Source organism: Flavobacterium magnesitis (genome assembly GCF_041729735.1).
Classification (GTDB): domain Bacteria; phylum Bacteroidota; class Bacteroidia; order Flavobacteriales; family Flavobacteriaceae; genus Flavobacterium; species Flavobacterium magnesitis.
Genome location: NZ_JBCFQK010000002.1, coordinates 181519 through 197530, shown reverse-complemented (window position 1 = coordinate 197530; position 16012 = coordinate 181519). Strand labels below are relative to the sequence as shown.

General features: G+C 34.4%; 16 protein-coding genes. All 16 read left to right on the top strand.

Going from position 1 to position 16012, the window contains the following annotated elements; translation table 11 throughout:
* The first annotated feature begins 230 nt into the window (after positions 1-230).
* The 16 genes from aspS (at position 231) to AAGV33_RS02580 (ending at position 15855) form a co-directional block, all read left to right on the top strand.
* Entirely contained in the window at positions 231-2036 is a 1806-nt protein-coding gene (aspS, locus tag AAGV33_RS02655) for an aspartate--tRNA ligase (RefSeq protein ID WP_373390373.1), read from the top strand.
* A gap of 128 nt (positions 2037-2164) precedes the next feature.
* Entirely contained in the window at positions 2165-2359 is a 195-nt protein-coding gene (locus AAGV33_RS02650; RefSeq protein ID WP_007137066.1) for a cold-shock protein, read from the top strand.
* 240 nt (positions 2360-2599) lie between these two features.
* Positions 2600-2965: an NADH-quinone oxidoreductase subunit A gene (locus AAGV33_RS02645; RefSeq protein WP_373390371.1), complete on the top strand. Its 366-nt coding sequence runs from the start codon at positions 2600-2602 to the stop codon at positions 2963-2965.
* Positions 2966-3065: 100 nt separating this feature from the next.
* A complete protein-coding gene (locus AAGV33_RS02640; RefSeq protein WP_373390370.1) occupies positions 3066-3614 on the top strand; it encodes an NADH-quinone oxidoreductase subunit B in 549 nt (182 codons plus the stop codon).
* A gap of 1 nt (position 3615) precedes the next feature.
* Entirely contained in the window at positions 3616-4137 is a 522-nt protein-coding gene (locus AAGV33_RS02635) for an NADH-quinone oxidoreductase subunit C (RefSeq protein WP_373390369.1), read from the top strand.
* Positions 4138-4170: 33 nt separating this feature from the next.
* Complete coding sequence (locus tag AAGV33_RS02630) at positions 4171-5409, top strand: NADH-quinone oxidoreductase subunit D (protein ID WP_373390368.1); 1239 nt, start codon at positions 4171-4173, stop codon at positions 5407-5409.
* Between the two features lie 22 nt (positions 5410-5431).
* The gene (locus AAGV33_RS02625; protein WP_373390367.1) at positions 5432-5962 is read left to right on the top strand and encodes a complex I 24 kDa subunit family protein; all 531 of its coding nucleotides are present in this window, start codon (positions 5432-5434) and stop codon (positions 5960-5962) included.
* Between the two features lies 1 nt (position 5963).
* A complete protein-coding gene (gene nuoF / locus AAGV33_RS02620) occupies positions 5964-7331 on the top strand; it encodes an NADH-quinone oxidoreductase subunit NuoF (protein ID WP_373390365.1) in 1368 nt (455 codons plus the stop codon).
* Positions 7332-7437: 106 nt separating this feature from the next.
* Positions 7438-8487 (top strand): NADH-quinone oxidoreductase subunit G, encoded by a 1050-nt coding sequence (locus AAGV33_RS02615; RefSeq protein WP_373390364.1) that lies wholly within the window; start codon positions 7438-7440, stop codon positions 8485-8487.
* A gap of 3 nt (positions 8488-8490) precedes the next feature.
* Positions 8491-9543, top strand: coding sequence for an NADH-quinone oxidoreductase subunit NuoH (gene nuoH / locus AAGV33_RS02610; protein ID WP_373390363.1), 1053 nt, complete (start codon positions 8491-8493; stop codon positions 9541-9543).
* A 118-nt stretch (positions 9544-9661) separates the two neighbouring features.
* Positions 9662-10207: a NuoI/complex I 23 kDa subunit family protein gene (locus AAGV33_RS02605; protein ID WP_373390362.1), complete on the top strand. Its 546-nt coding sequence runs from the start codon at positions 9662-9664 to the stop codon at positions 10205-10207.
* Positions 10208-10747 (top strand): NADH-quinone oxidoreductase subunit J family protein, encoded by a 540-nt coding sequence (locus tag AAGV33_RS02600; protein ID WP_373390361.1) that lies wholly within the window; start codon positions 10208-10210, stop codon positions 10745-10747.
* 1 nt (position 10748) lies between these two features.
* Positions 10749-11069: an NADH-quinone oxidoreductase subunit NuoK gene (nuoK, locus tag AAGV33_RS02595; RefSeq protein ID WP_073243864.1), complete on the top strand. Its 321-nt coding sequence runs from the start codon at positions 10749-10751 to the stop codon at positions 11067-11069.
* A 6-nt stretch (positions 11070-11075) separates the two neighbouring features.
* Positions 11076-12962 carry an NADH-quinone oxidoreductase subunit L gene (gene nuoL / locus AAGV33_RS02590; protein ID WP_373390359.1) on the top strand — a complete coding sequence of 629 codons (1887 nt, stop codon included), beginning with the start codon at positions 11076-11078 and terminating at the stop codon, positions 12960-12962.
* Positions 12963-12971: 9 nt separating this feature from the next.
* Positions 12972-14414 (top strand): complex I subunit 4 family protein, encoded by a 1443-nt coding sequence (locus tag AAGV33_RS02585; RefSeq protein ID WP_373390358.1) that lies wholly within the window; start codon positions 12972-12974, stop codon positions 14412-14414.
* Positions 14415-14484: 70 nt separating this feature from the next.
* Positions 14485-15855 (top strand): NADH-quinone oxidoreductase subunit N, encoded by a 1371-nt coding sequence (locus AAGV33_RS02580; protein WP_373390357.1) that lies wholly within the window; start codon positions 14485-14487, stop codon positions 15853-15855.
* Positions 15856-16012 lie beyond the last annotated feature (157 nt).

Below are 16012 nucleotides of genomic sequence, written 5' to 3'. Positions count from 1 at the left end.
AAAATTTTATGTGGTTTCTTTTATCAAAATTACATATTAATTTACATTAAAAAAACAATTTGGTAACAATTTAATAACATTGAACGAAAACTTAACATTGGAAATTAAAACCCCAGATTATTCAAAGCATTAAAAAATCAATTTTCTCAATTCAATGTACATAATTAGTTCTAAATTTGCAGCCGAGTCTTTTTTTCTGACTTATAAACCAAATAATTAAATTTTTCGAAATGTATAGAAGTCATAACTGTGGCGAGTTAAACGCCTCACACATAAACACCGAAGTTACACTTGCGGGTTGGGTGCAAACTGTTAGAAAATTTGGATCAATTACTTTTATTGATTTAAGAGATAGATATGGAATTACACAAATTGTCGTAGATAATTCTACAAACACTGAAGATTATATTGAGGACATTTTAAAAATTGAAAATCTTCAAATTCATAATCCAGAACAAAAAGGATTTGATAACATTAAATCTGTCCAAAGGGAATGGGTAATCCAAATAAAAGGAAATGTAAGAGAAAGAGAAAATAAAAATAAAAATATTTCTACCGGAGATATAGAAGTTCTATTTAAGGATTTCAAAATTTTAAATACTTCTTTGACTCCTCCTTTTACAATTGAAGATGAAACAGATGGTGGAGAAGAAATTCGAATGAAATACCGTTACTTAGACATCAGAAGAAATCCTGTAAAAAACAACTTGTTATTCCGTCACAAAGTGGCAATGGAAGTACGTAAATATTTATCTGACTTGGATTTCTGCGAAGTAGAAACACCTTATCTAATTAAATCTACGCCAGAAGGAGCGAGAGATTTTGTTGTTCCTTCCCGAATGAATGAAGGGCAATTTTATGCGTTGCCACAATCGCCACAAACTTTCAAACAATTATTGATGGTAGGTGGAATGGACAAATATTTCCAAATTGTGAAATGTTTCCGTGACGAAGATTTACGTGCCGACAGACAACCTGAGTTTACACAAATCGATTGCGAAATGGCATTTGTAGAACAAGAAGATATTTTAAATATTTTTGAAGGACTGACTCGTCATTTGCTAAAAGAAATAAAAGGAATTGAAGTAGAAAAATTTCCTCGCATGACTTACGAGCACGCTATGAAAACTTACGGAAATGACAAACCAGACATCCGTTTTGGGATGGAATTTGGAGAATTAAACGAATTTGCACAACACAAAGAATTTCCAATATTTAATGCTGCTGAATTAGTAGTTGGAATTGCTGTTCCAGGAGCTGGAAATTACACTCGTAAAGAAATTGATGCATTAATTGACTGGGTAAAACGTCCTCAAGTGGGTGCATCAGGAATGGTGTATGCCAAATGCAACGAAGACGGAACTTTCAAATCATCGGTAGATAAATTCTACGATCAAGAGGATTTAGTCAATTGGGCAAAAGTAACTGGAGCTAAAGCTGGCGATATGATTTTTGTACTTTCGGGATCAGCTAACAAAACCAGAGCGCAATTAAGTGCTTTAAGAATGGAATTAGCCACACGTTTAGGATTGCGTAATCCAGCTGTTTTCGCACCACTTTGGGTAGTTGATTTTCCATTGTTAGAATTAGACGAAGAAAGCGGTCGTTACCATGCTATGCATCATCCATTTACCTCGCCTAAACCAGAAGACATGAAACTATTAGAAACTGAACCAGGAAAAGTTCGTGCTAATGCTTACGACATGGTTTTGAACGGAAACGAAATTGGAGGTGGTTCTATTCGTATTCACGATAAAACAACGCAACAATTAATGTTTAAATATCTAGGTTTTAGCGAAGAAGAAGCCAAAGCACAATTCGGATTCCTGATGGATGCTTTCCAGTTTGGAGCACCGCCACACGGTGGATTGGCTTTTGGATTAGATCGATTAGTGGCTATTTTAGGAGGTCAGGAAACTATCAGAGATTTCATTGCTTTCCCTAAAAACAACTCAGGAAGAGACGTAATGATTGATGCTCCATCAGCCATTGATAACACGCAATTAAACGAATTACACATCCAATTAAATTTATAGTAAATCCCTTTCGAAACGGCGTGAAAACACTGAATATCAATTATTTTATGAAAAATTTTGATATTAATCATTTTCGTATGTAATTAAACCTTACATTTGCCTTATTATAAATTATTATTACTATTACAATGCGTACAGGTACAGTTAAATTTTTCAATGAATCAAAAGGTTACGGATTCATTACAGACGAAGAAACAGGAAAAGACATTTTTGTTCACGCTTCAGGAATCAACGCGGAAGAATTACGCGAAGGTGACAGAGTTAGCTACGAAGAAGAAGAAGGAAGAAAAGGAAAAGTTGCTGCTAAAGTTGCAGTAATCTAAACAAAATATTTTTTTTGTTACGAATGCTTAAAAACGTCTCGATTGTATCGGGACGTTTTTTTTATACAATTAAAAGTTAAATTTTTAGTTTTTTTTAAGAAACATAAAAAATCTTATTTATAATCATTAAAAACTACTAAAAAACCTCTTAAAACCAAGCACTAATTTTGATAGTCTGCTTGTGTTTTATAACATTGAAGCATATCTTTGTGACTTATTTTAGCACAAAATCCATTATATATGCAATCTGATCAATTCAATTATTTACCCATTCTTATGCAGGCAATGCTTGTCATCGGGTTTGTAGTAGCTACCATCATTATTTCTGGAAAATTAGGTCCAAAAAGAAATTCCGTTATAAAAGATAAAAATTTTGAGTGCGGAGTTGAATCGGTAGGAAATGCTCGTATTCCATTCTCTGTAAAATATTTCCTTGTAGCTATCTTGTTTGTATTGTTTGACATTGAAGTAATTTTCCTTTATCCGTGGGCTATTAACTTCAAAGAACTTGGATTAGAAGGAATGGTAAAAATGATCATTTTCATGTCTTTACTTTTAGTTGGTTTTTTCTATATCATCAAAAAGAAAGCTATCGAATGGGAATAAACCCCTAACCCCTAAAGGGGAATAAGAAGGTTTTGAAATTAAAAATTGATTTTAAATTTAAGCTATGAACTTACAACTCATAACTTATAAATTTTATAAAATGAGCGATTCAAAAATAAATATGGTTGCCCCTCCTGAAGGTGTTGTAGGTGAAGGTTTTTTTGCCACAAAACTAAATGATGTAGTAGGATTGGCTCGTGCCAATTCACTTTGGCCGTTGCCTTTTGCAACTTCTTGTTGCGGTATTGAATTTATGGCCACTATGGCATCTCATTATGACTTGGCGCGTTTTGGTTCAGAGCGTGTAAGTTTTTCTCCTCGTCAAGCCGATATGTTATTAGTAATGGGAACAATTTCTAAAAAAATGGCTCCTATTTTACGTCAGGTTTACGAACAAATGTCTGAACCTAGATGGGTAATTGCTGTTGGAGCTTGTGCTTCATCAGGTGGAATATTCGATACTTACTCGGTTCTACAAGGAATTGACAAAGTAATTCCAGTTGATGTTTATGTTCCAGGATGTCCGCCAAGACCAGAACAAATTGTTGATGGTGTGATGAAATTACAAGAACTAGTAAAAACAGAATCGGTAAGAAGAAGAAGTTCACCAGAGTATCAAGAATTATTAGCTTCTTATAATATCAAATAAAATGGCATTAGAAAACACAGCTATACAAGAAAAATTAGCCGCAACTTTCGGTGGAGATGTATTTAATTTCCAGGAGGAAAGAGATATTTTTTCTTTCGAAATCAATGCTAATAAAAATACCGCTATCATTTTATTCTTAAAAAACGATACTGATTTACGCTTTCATTTTTTAACTGATTTATGCGGTGTTCATTATCCAGATAATCCAGTAGAAAGACAATTTGCAGTGGTATACCACATGCACAATTGGTACGAAAACAAACGCGTTCGAATAAAAGCTTTTATTAACGGAGAAAATCCTGAAATCAAAACAATTTCGAATATTTTCTTATCATCCAATTGGATGGAAAGAGAAACCTATGATTTCTTCGGTGTAAACTTTATTGGTCATCCACAATTGAAACGTATTTTGAATATGGATGAAATGATTTCTTTTCCAATGCGTAAGGAATTCCCAATGGAAGACGGCGGAAGAACCGATAAAGACGACCGTTTCTTTGGAAGAACAGTAGACAATTGCTAAAAAAACAATAATATAATTTTTCACATTCTATAAATGTCAGAACTATTATTACCACCAGAGCATCGCTATGCTAAAATAATAAAAGAGCAACTAAACGAAGACGGAAACGAGCTTTCAATCTTGAATTTAGGTCCGACTCACCCAGCTACTCACGGAATTTTCCAAAACATTCTGTTGATGGATGGGGAACGAATTTTAGATGCTGAACCAACTATTGGTTACATCCATAGAGCTTTCGAAAAAATTGCCGAAAATCGTCCATTTTACCAAATTACTCCTCTTACGGATCGTATGAACTATTGCTCCTCTCCTATCAACAATATGGGATGGTGGATGACTTTAGAAAAATTACTAGGTGTTGAAGTTCCTAAAAGAGCCCAATATTTAAGAGTTATTGTAATGGAATTGGCAAGAATTACCGATCACCTGATTTGTAATTCCATTTTAGGAGTTGATACGGGTGCTTATACTGGTTTCCTTTATGTTTTCCAATTTAGAGAAAAAGTATACGAAATCTACGAAGAAATTTGTGGTGCTCGTTTAACAACAAATATGGGAAGAATTGGTGGTTTTGAAAGAGACTGGTCACCAGAAGCTTTTAGAAAACTAGACGTTTTCTTAGAAGAATTCCCAGTTGCCTGGAAAGAATTTGAAAACCTATTTGAAAGAAATAGAATTTTTATAGACAGAACCGTAAATGTAGGTGCTATTTCTGCCGAAAGCGCCATGGCTTACGGATTTACTGGACCAAATTTACGTGCTGCGGGTGTTGATTATGATGTTCGTGTGGCGCAACCTTACAGTTCTTATGAAGACTTTGATTTTAAAGTTCCAGTAGGAAAATCGGGAGATACATACGATCGTTTTTGTGTTCGTAATGCCGAAGTTTGGGAAAGTTTGAGCATTATTCGTCAGGCTTTAGACAAAATGCCGGAAGGAAACGAATACCATGCTGAAGTTCCTGATTATTATTTGCCTCCAAAAGAAGATGTTTACAACAATATGGAATCTTTAATCTATCATTTCAAAATTGTAATGGGAGAAGTTCCTGTTCCAGTTGCCGAAATCTACCATCCGGTAGAAGGAGGAAATGGAGAATTAGGATTCTATCTGGTTACTGACGGAAGTAGAACACCATACAGACTTCACTTTAGAAGACCTTGTTTTATTTACTACCAATCTTATCCAGAAATGATAAAAGGGGCATTATTATCAGATGCCATTGTTATTTTATCCAGTTTAAATGTAATTGCCGGAGAATTAGACGCATAAGGATTTCAGATTTAGAAGAAAAATGGAAAGAAAACATTACGAACAAGAAATAAATATGACGGAATCATTGATGAATCGCATCAATGAATTGCTTAGTCATTATCCTGAAGATAAGAAAAAATCGGCTTTATTGCCTGTTTTGCACGAAGTTCAAGATGCTCATGACAACTGGTTGAGCATTGCATTAATGGATAAGGTTGCCGAAATTCTTGGAATATTACCTATTGAAGTTTACGAAGTAGCTACTTTCTATACCATGTACAACCTAAAACCTATTGGGAAATACATGTTTGAATTTTGCCAAACTTCATGTTGTTGTTTAAGAGGAGTTGAAGATTTAATGGATTATACCTGCGAAAAACTGGGTATAGGCATTGGCGAAACTACTGCTGACGGACTTTTTGAAGTAAGAGGTGTAGAATGCTTAGGTGCTTGTGGATACGCTCCAATGATGCAATTAGGGGATTTCTACAAAGAACATTTGACTAAAGAAAAAATCGATCAGATTATTGCTGATTGCCGAGATAATAAAATAATATTACACGATAAATAAGATGTCAAAAAAAATATTATTAGACAAAATCAACGTACCTGGAATCAAAACCTACGAAGTATATCGTAAAGAAGGTGGTTACGCTTCTGTTGAGAAAGCAATAAAAGCCATGACTCCGGATGAAGTGGTTGAGGAAGTAAAAAAATCAGGACTTCGTGGTCGTGGTGGAGCGGGTTTCCCAGCTGGAATGAAATGGAGTTTTATTGACAAAAAATCAGGAAAACCAAGACATTTAGTTTGCAACGCCGATGAATCGGAACCAGGAACATTCAAAGATCGTTATTTGATGGAATTTATTCCTCACTTATTGATCGAAGGAATGATTACTTCTAGTTTTGCTTTGGGTGCAAACCTTTCGTACATCTACATTCGTGGAGAATACATGTGGGTTTTTAAAATATTAGAAAGAGCCATTGCCGAAGCAAAAGCTGCGGGTTGGTTAGGGAAAAATATATTAGGTTCAGGTTATGACTTAGAACTACACGTTCACTGTGGAGCAGGAGCTTATATTTGTGGAGAGGAAACTGCCTTGATTGAATCCTTAGAAGGAAAAAGAGGAAATCCCCGTATCAAACCACCATTCCCGGCAGTATCTGGATTGTGGGCTAATCCAACAGTGGTAAACAATGTAGAAACAATAGCATCAGTGCCATGGATTATAAACAATTCTGGTGATGATTATGCAAAAATAGGAATTGGAAGATCAACAGGAACCAAATTAATTTCGGCTTCTGGGCATGTAAAAAACCCTGGAGTTTACGAAATCGAATTAGGTTTAAGCGTAGATGAATTCATGAATTCTGATGAATATTTAGGTGGAATGAGTTCGAACAGACCTTTGAAAGCTTTAGTTCCAGGAGGTTCATCTGTGCCAATTCTACCAGCCGATTTAATTTTTAAAACTGCTAATGGCGAAGATCGTTTGATGACTTACGAATCTTTAAGTGATGGCGGATTTGCAACAGGTTCTATGTTAGGTTCGGGTGGATTTATTGTTTATGATGATACGGCTTGTATTGTACGTAACACTTGGAATTTTGCTCGTTTTTACCACCATGAATCTTGCGGACAATGTACACCTTGCCGTGAAGGAACAGGATGGTTAGAAAAAGTATTGTGGCGTATTGAAAACGGTCAGGGTCGTGAAGAAGATATTGATTTGTTGTGGAGTATTCAGTCTAAAATTGAAGGAAATACCATTTGCCCGCTTGGAGATGCAGCATCATGGCCAGTGGCAGCAGCAATTCGTCATTTTAGAGAAGAATTTGAATACCATGTTCGTTTTCCAGAAAGAGTAAAGAACAGAAATCATTTTGTTACTGAGCCTTTTAATAAAGTAAAACATTTGGTAAGCAAACAAACAGTTTAATCCCCACCTAGCCTCCCCAAAGGGGAGGAATGTTTGGAGAAAGTAATAACTTAATAATTAACCCAATGACTCCCTCTCCTTTGGAGAGGGTTGGGGAGAGGAAAAGATGAAAGTAACAATAGACGGTCAAGAAATTGAAGTTGAAGCAGGAACAACCATCTTGCAAGCGGCTCGTAAGATAGGAGGAGAATCAGTTCCACCTGCGATGTGCTATTATTCTAAACTAAAAGGAAGCGGTGGAAAATGCCGTTGTTGTTTAGTTGAAGTTGCCAAAGGTAGCGATGCCGATCCTAGACCAATGCCAAAATTAATGGCATCTTGTGTAACAGGATGTATGGATGGTATGGAAATCAATAGTAAAAATTCAGATAGAGTGCGTGAAGCACGTCAATCTGTTACTGAATTTCTATTAATCAATCACCCGCTGGATTGCCCTATTTGCGATCAGGCTGGAGAATGTGATTTGCAAGATTTAAGCTTTGAACACGGAAAATCGAAAACTCGTTTTATAGAAGAAAAGAGAACATTTGAACCAGAAGATATTGGTCCAAATATCCAATTACATATGAATCGTTGTATTTTATGCCAACGTTGTGTTCAAGTCGCTGATCTATTGACAGACAACAGAGTTCACGGAGTTTTAGACCGTGGCGATCATGCTAATATTTCAACTTGTATTTCTAAAGCTATTGACAACGAATTCTCAGGAAACATGATTGATGTATGTCCTGTAGGAGCGCTGACTGATAAAACGTTCCGTTTTAAATCGAGAGTTTGGTTTAACAAACCTTTCAACGCTCACAGAGAGTGTACTACTCCGGGATGTTGCGGAAAAACTACGGTTTGGATGTTTGGAAATGAAATCCAAAGAGTTACTGGTAGAAAAGACCAATACCACGAAGTAGAAGATTTTATTTGTAATGAATGTCGTTTTGACCACAAAGATCCAGCGGATTGGGTAATTGAAGGGCCAAGAAAATTCGATAAAGATTCAGTTATCAATCAAAATAATTATACTCAAAAATTAGATACAGTTCATATTGCTACCGAAGAAGGAATTCTAAAAGGAAGAGAGCAAGACCGTAAAAAAATCAGTATGACTGCTATCCCTTTGGAGAAAGAAGAGCAAGAAGAATTTAAAAATGGTAATCTATAAAAAATGGATAGTACAATTATTATAGAAAAAAGTGTTATCATTCTGGTTGTCTTTGCCGTTACAATGATTATGGCAATGTACTCTACTTGGGCTGAACGTAAAGTTGCAGCATTTTTACAAGATCGTGTAGGACCAAACCGTGCAGGTTGGGGCGGATTATTACAACCGCTTGCTGATGGAATGAAATTATTTTCGAAAGAAGAGTTTGAACCTGATACCCCAAACAGATTTTTGTTTTTTGTAGGTCCGGCAATTTCGATGAGCATGGCTTTAATGACCAGTGCAGTAATCCCGTGGGGAGATAAATTTCATCTTTTTGGAAGAGATATTATTCTGCAAGCGGCTGATATTGACAATGCCTTGTTATACATTTTGGCTATTCTTTCTATTGGTATTTACGGCATCATGATTGGAGGATGGGCTTCGAATAATAAGTTTTCTTTGATGGGAGCGGTTCGTGCGGGTTCTCAAATGGTTTCTTATGAAATTGCCATGGGATTATCATTAATTGCATTATTGATGATGACAGGAACTTTAAGCTTAAGAGAAATTAGTTTGCAACAATCGGGAATGAGCTGGAATGTATTTTACCAACCGCTGTCATTCTTAATCTTTTTGATTTGTTCTTTTGCGGAAACGAACAGAACGCCATTTGATTTAGCGGAATGCGAAAGTGAATTAATTGGTGGTTATCATACCGAATATTCATCGATGAAAATGGGATTCTATTTATTTGCTGAATATGCAAGTATGTTTATCTCTTCTACAATTCTTGCTGTTTTATTCTTTGGAGGTTATAACTATCCAGGAATGAGTTGGATGGTAGAAAACGTGGGGGTAAATTTGGCAAACGTAATAGGAATTGGAGTATTATTTGCAAAAATATGTTTCTTCATCTTTTTCTATATGTGGGTAAGATGGACTATTCCAAGATTTAGATACGATCAATTGATGAATTTAGGGTGGAAAATATTAATTCCGGTATCGATTGTCAATATTGTGATTACAGGAATTGTAATTTTGAGACACGAAATAGCAGTATTTTTAGGATTTTAAATAAGCAAAGAGTAGCACTAGCCCTGATTGAAGTGGAAATCCTTTTTAGTTTTTTCTTTAAAACTAAAAAGATTGAAACGGAAAGCAGGATTAGCTTCAAATAAAAAATAAAATAAAGATGTCAATAGAAACCATATCCTTATCGGGAAGAAAAGTACAAGTCTCTAATAAAGAGATGACTTTTTTAGAGCGTTTGTATCTTGTTGCAATTGTAAAAGGATTAATCATTACGTTGAAACACTTGTTTTCAAGAAAGGTTACCATTCAGTATCCAGAACAAGTACGTACTATGAGTCCAGTATATCGTGGTCAGCACATGTTGAAACGCGACGAACAAGGAAGAGAAAACTGTACTGCTTGCGGATTGTGTGCCTTATCTTGTCCGGCAGAGGCCATTACTATGAAAGCTGCTGAACGCAAAGCGGATGAAAAACATTTGTACAGAGAAGAAAAATATGCTTCGATATATGAGATTAATATGTTGCGTTGTATTTTTTGTGGATTGTGCGAAGAAGCTTGTCCTAAAGACGCTATTTATTTGACTACTTCAAAAGTATTAGTTCCTTCTAGTTATGAAAGAGAAGATTTTATTTTTGGAAAAGATAAATTAGTAATGCCGTTAGATATGGCTATCAAAAATGCTCAACTTAATAACGCTAACTAAATGATACATATTCCTGATTTTGCTAACGCAACTCCTGTACAAATTATATTTTGTTTCTTATCGTTTATTACGTTAATTACCGCTTTCTTGGCAATATTTAGTAGAAATCCTATTCATAGTGCGCTTTACTTAGTAATTTCCTTTTTCTCTATAGCGGGACATTATTTACTATTGAATTCTCAATTTTTAGCTATTGTTCATGTTATTGTTTATTCGGGAGCCATTATGATTTTGTTCTTATTTACCATCATGTTAATGAATTTGAATAAGGAAAATGAAGTTCATAAACCTCGTATTACGCGATTAGGAGCTATTGTTTCTTTTTGTTTGATTTGTATTGTTTTGATTTTGATTTTTATTAATTCAAAACCTATTGAAGGAGAATATATTGCTACTGGCGAAGATTATCAATCTATAAAGGTTTTAGGACGTGTTTTATTGAACGAATACATGGTTCCTTTTGAATTTGCTTCTATCTTGCTTTTAACAGCGATGATTGGAGTTGTATTATTGTCTAAAAAAGAAAAAACGGAGAAATAAAATGACTAATATTTTAAATGAAATAGGCATCGAGAACTATATCTTCCTTTCTGTAATACTTTTTTGTATTGGAGTATTTGGAGTTTTATACAGACGAAATGCCATCATCGTATTTATGTCGATCGAAATTATGTTAAACGCAGTAAATCTTTTATTCGTGGCATTTTCGACCTATCATCAGGATGCACAAGGACAAATATTTGTGTTTTTCTCTATGGCTGTAGCTGCGGCTGAAGTTGCTGTAGGTTTAGCGATTTTGGTATCGATTTTTAGAAATTTAGGTTCGATTGATATTAATAATTTAAAAAACTTAAAAGGATAAACGATAATGAATACGAATTTAGCTTTACTCTTATTATTAGCTCCTTTTTTAGGATTTTTATTTAATATTTTCTTTGGGAAAAAGATTGGAAAATCGGCTTCAGGAATTATTGGAACATTGACTGTTGCGGTTTCATTTGTTGCTACTCTTGTCTTTTTTCTTCAAATAAGCGAAACCAAAGAAGCAGTACAAATTGAATTATTCAATTGGATTCAAATTAGTAATTTCCATGTGAATTTTGGTTTCCTTTTAGACCAATTATCTATTTTATGGTTGCTTTTTGTAACTGGAATTGGTTCTTTAATTCACCTCTACTCTATCAGCTACATGCATGATGATGAGAATATGCACAAGTTCTTTGCTTACCTGAATTTGTTTATCTTCTTCATGATTACCTTAGTTATTGGAAGCAACTTATTAGTACTATTCATCGGATGGGAAGGCGTTGGACTTTGTTCTTACTTGCTTATCGGATTTTGGCATAAAAATCAGGAATACAATGATGCTGCTAAGAAAGCTTTCATCATGAACAGAATAGGAGATTTAGGATTGTTGATTGGGATTTTTATTCTTGGAGCGAATTATGGTACATTAGACTATCATAACTTAGAATCAATAATTCCTTTCTCAAATGCATCTCATACAGACCCAATGATTTCGATTGCTGCCTTTGCTTTATTCATTGGAGCATGTGGAAAATCGGCTCAAATTCCATTATACACCTGGTTGCCTGATGCGATGGCTGGACCAACGCCAGTTTCGGCTTTGATTCACGCTGCAACGATGGTAACTGCTGGTATTTTCATGATTACAAGATTGAATTATGTATTTGATTTAGCTCCTGAAGTACAAAATATCATTGCTATTGTAGGTGCTGTAACCTCTTTAGTTGCTGCAACGATTGCTTTGGTTCAAACCGATATCAAAAAAGTATTGGCTTATTCTACGGTTTCTCAATTGGGATTAATGTTCTTAGCTTTAGGTTTTGGAGCTTATGAAATTGCGGTTTTTCACGTAATCACTCACGCTTTCTTTAAAGCTTGTTTATTCTTAGGCTCAGGATCAGTAATTCATGCTTTGCACGGAGAACAAGATATGCGTAGAATGGGTGGATTGAAAAAAGTAATGGGAATCACTTTTATTACTTTCTTACTTTCGTCTTTAGCTATTTCAGGAATTCCTCCTTTTTCAGGATTTTTCTCGAAAGATGAAATCTTAATGACTGCTTTTCATCATAACATAGCACTTTGGGTTATTGCTTCACTAGCTTCGTTAATGACTGCTTTTTATATGTTCCGTTTGTTGTATTTGACTTTCTTTAAAGAATTCAGAGGAACTGAACACCAAAAATCTCATTTACACGAAAGCCCGGGATTAATTACTTTTCCGCTGATTGTATTGGCCATTTTAGCAACTATTGGTGGTTTGATTAGTTTGCCAACAAATAGCTGGCTGAATGGTTATTTAGCGCCTTTATTTTCGAAAGAAGTGCACGAAGCACATCATTTTGGAACAACAGAATACGCTTTAATGGCTATTGCCGTTCTTGGTGGAATCATAGGAATTACAATTGCATTTGTAAAATACATCAAACAAAACCAGGTTCCAGCAGAAGATGCCGAAATTACAGGTTTTTCAAAAGTATTGTACAACAAATATTATGTGGATGAGATTTACAATGTCATCTTTGTAAATTCTATCAATGGCTTGTCCAGATTCTTTAGAGATTATATCGAAACTTCTTTATCATCTTTAGTATTTGGATTAGGAAAAGTAACCAACGAATTAAGTTATCAAGGGAAGAAATTACAAACAGGAAGTATTGGTTTCTATTTGTTTGTATTTGTTTTAGGACTTAGTGCCATATTAACTTATTTATTTTTAGCTCAATAATTTTATATCATGAACGTATCACTACTATTAATTATACTACTTGTTGGCGCATTTGCTACTTATTTTGCTGGTGATAAACTGGCTTCAAAAGTGGCATTATTATTCAGCTTAGTTGCTTTAGGAATATCAATTGCTTTGTTGAATGCTTATAATTCAGGAGCAAATATTAGTTTTTTCAAATTTTGGATCAACAAACCTTTGGTTTCTTATTCCTTAACTGCCGATGGATTGTCATTAATCATGCTATTATTGACTTCGACATTGACTCCTTTAATTATCTATTCTTCTTTTGGAAATGAATATAAAAATGCTAAATCGTTTTATGCTTTAATTTTGTTTATGTCATTTGCAATGACAGGAACTTTCTTAGCATCAGATGGACTTTTGTATTACATCTTCTGGGAATTAGCATTAATTCCAATTTACTTTATTGCTTTAATTTGGGGTAATGGAGAAGTTGAAGAACGTAAAAAAGCTGTAGTTAAATTTTTTATCTACACACTTGCAGGATCTTTGTTCATGCTAATTGCTTTTGTTTATTTATACCAAAAAGCAGGCAGTTTCATGCTACAGGATTTATACAAAGTGGAATTAAGCCGAATGGAACAATTCTGGATTTTCTGGGCATTCTTTTTAGCTTATGCTATCAAAATTCCAATCATTCCTTTCCATACCTGGCAGGCAAAAGTGTACCAAAAAGCACCAACTGTTGGAACCATGCTTTTATCTGGTATTATGCTAAAAATGGGATTGTATAGTGTGTTGCGTTGGCAATTACCAATTACTCCAATTGCATCAAAAACCTATTTACCAATATTAATCGGTTTAGGAATTGCAGGTGTAATCTACGGTTCGATTCTAGCGTTAAGACAAAAAGATTTGAAAAAATTATTGGCTTATTCTTCATTGGCACACGTTGGATTAATTGCAGCAGGTTGTTATACTTTAAACATTGACGGATTGCGTGGAGCCGTTTTACAAATGATTTCGCATGGTTTTGTTGTAGTGGGATTGTTCTTTGCAGCAGAAATCATTTACAGAAGATTCGATACCAGAGTGATTGCCGAAATGGGTGGCATTCGATCACAAGCACCAAAATTTGCTTCATTATTTATGATTTTGGTTTTGGCTTCGGTAGCCTTGCCTACTACTTTTAACTTTGTTGGAGAATTTACGGTTTTATATAGCTTGTATCAAATTAATGTATGGTTTGCTGTATTGGGTGGAACTACAATTATATTAGGAGCTTATTATATGTTGAAAATGTACCAACAAGTAATGCTTGGAGAAACCAATACAAAGGTATTTGCCGATGTAACTTTACATGAAACCATAGTTTTGGTAATTATCATTGCGGTTATTTTCTTTTTCGGATTGTATCCAAGACCAATTAATGAGTTAATCAATCCTAGTTTGGATCAGATTTTAAGAACAATAAATAGAATTCAATAATATTAAAAATTAAATTCAAACTAAAGATTTGCGTGTTTATAAGCTCAAATCCTGAATCACAAAATAAAATATGAATACATTAATAGCAATAATAGGATTAGGTATTTTATGCCTTTTATTTGAAATTTTTGATGCTAGAAAAGCCATCATTCCAGTTGTCGTTATTGGATTATTGGCGGTACTTGGATTAGATATATCTGAATATAATGCTGCTCCTAATTTTTACTATAACAATATGATTGTTGTAAGTAAATTTTCTTCTGCCTTTTCAGGTTTATTCATCATCCTTACTATTTTCTTAGTGAGTTTAGGACATAAATTTTATGAAGGAAATCAAACTAAAATCTCCGATTTTATTGCCATAAAAATATTCTTATTAGCGGGAGCAGTTGCTATGGTTTCTTTTGGAAACTTAGCGATGTTCTTTTTAGGAATCGAAGTTTTATCTATTGCTTTATATGTTTTGGCTTCAAGCAACCGATTAAGCATTAAAAGTAACGAAGCGGGTTTGAAATATTTCTTAATGGGCTCCTTTGCATCAGGAATTCTTCTTTTTGGAATTTGCCTGATTTACGGTGCAATGGGAAGTTTTGACATTGTTGAAATTAGCGAATTATCTCGTTCTGCCGAATTACCAATTTGGTTTCCCATAGGAATTGTTTTAATTTTTATTGGAATGCTTTTCAAAATTGCCGCTGTTCCATTCCACTTCTGGGCACCAGATGTATACGAAGGTTCTCCTGCTTTGACTACAGCATTAATGAGTACTTTAGCGAAAGTTGTTGCCATAGCCACCTTATACAAATTAGTAAAAACCATGAATGCTGATATTTCTCCAGCATTTCAATTGATAATTGTAATTGTATCTATTGCCTCAATGACTGTGGGTAATATCATGGCTTTACGCCAAATAAACGTAAAACGTATCTTGGCTTTTTCAGGTATTTCACATGCCGGATTTATGTTAATGACTTTACTAAGCACCGAAAAATCATCAGGAACTTTATTGTATTATACTTCTGCTTATGCATTGGCTGGAATCGCTGCTTTTAGCGTGATTTTATATGTTTGCAAAACCAAAGAAAACGAAGACATTACTAATTTTCATGGTTTAGGAAAAAACAATCCTTTAATGGCAGCAATATTAACGGCTTCGTTATTGTCTATGGCTGGAATTCCAATCTTTGGAGGTTTCTTTGCTAAATTGTTTTTATTCACTCAAACCGTTCAAGCTGGATTTATTGCTTTAGTTATAATTGCTGTAATCAATTCTATCATTAGTGTGGGTTACTATTTCAAATTGATTTTGGCAATGTATACCAAAGAACCTAATGAAGCTAAAACCACTACTCCAAATGTATATTATGCCGTTGCTGTAATTGCTATAGTTTTAAATATTGCCTTAGGTTTATTCCCTTCTTTTGTTTTAGACTTGTTGTAATATCATTTTATACCTCATACAAAAAACCATCAAAGTAAATTTTGATGGTTTTTTTGATTTTAAACCACTCTCATCCAAATCATCTTTGCAGATCAACGCTAAATGTTTTGGAGAAACAAAAAAATACTCTCTGTTTATTTTTACCGCAGAGAGCGCT

Bases quoted from the DNA above. Each gene is read 5' to 3' on its own strand.
- AAGV33_RS02640 (WP_373390370.1), top strand. From the start codon at position 3,066: ATGAGCGATTCAAAAATAAATATGGTTGCCCCTCCTGAAGGTGTTGTA.
- nuoL (WP_373390359.1), top strand. From the start codon at position 11,076: ATGAATACGAATTTAGCTTTACTCTTATTATTAGCTCCTTTTTTAGGA.
- AAGV33_RS02615 (WP_373390364.1), top strand. From the start codon at position 7,438: ATGAAAGTAACAATAGACGGTCAAGAAATTGAAGTTGAAGCAGGAACA.
- AAGV33_RS02625 (WP_373390367.1), top strand. From the start codon at position 5,432: ATGGAAAGAAAACATTACGAACAAGAAATAAATATGACGGAATCATTG.
- AAGV33_RS02645 (WP_373390371.1), top strand. From the start codon at position 2,600: ATGCAATCTGATCAATTCAATTATTTACCCATTCTTATGCAGGCAATG.
- nuoK (WP_073243864.1), top strand. From the start codon at position 10,749: ATGACTAATATTTTAAATGAAATAGGCATCGAGAACTATATCTTCCTT.
- AAGV33_RS02630 (WP_373390368.1), top strand. From the start codon at position 4,171: ATGTCAGAACTATTATTACCACCAGAGCATCGCTATGCTAAAATAATA.
- AAGV33_RS02580 (WP_373390357.1), top strand. From the start codon at position 14,485: ATGAATACATTAATAGCAATAATAGGATTAGGTATTTTATGCCTTTTA.
- AAGV33_RS02635 (WP_373390369.1), top strand. From the start codon at position 3,616: ATGGCATTAGAAAACACAGCTATACAAGAAAAATTAGCCGCAACTTTC.
- nuoH (WP_373390363.1), top strand. From the start codon at position 8,491: ATGGATAGTACAATTATTATAGAAAAAAGTGTTATCATTCTGGTTGTC.
- AAGV33_RS02585 (WP_373390358.1), top strand. From the start codon at position 12,972: ATGAACGTATCACTACTATTAATTATACTACTTGTTGGCGCATTTGCT.
- nuoF (WP_373390365.1), top strand. From the start codon at position 5,964: ATGTCAAAAAAAATATTATTAGACAAAATCAACGTACCTGGAATCAAA.
- AAGV33_RS02600 (WP_373390361.1), top strand. From the start codon at position 10,208: ATGATACATATTCCTGATTTTGCTAACGCAACTCCTGTACAAATTATA.
- AAGV33_RS02605 (WP_373390362.1), top strand. From the start codon at position 9,662: ATGTCAATAGAAACCATATCCTTATCGGGAAGAAAAGTACAAGTCTCT.
- aspS (WP_373390373.1), top strand. From the start codon at position 231: ATGTATAGAAGTCATAACTGTGGCGAGTTAAACGCCTCACACATAAAC.
- AAGV33_RS02650 (WP_007137066.1), top strand. From the start codon at position 2,165: ATGCGTACAGGTACAGTTAAATTTTTCAATGAATCAAAAGGTTACGGA.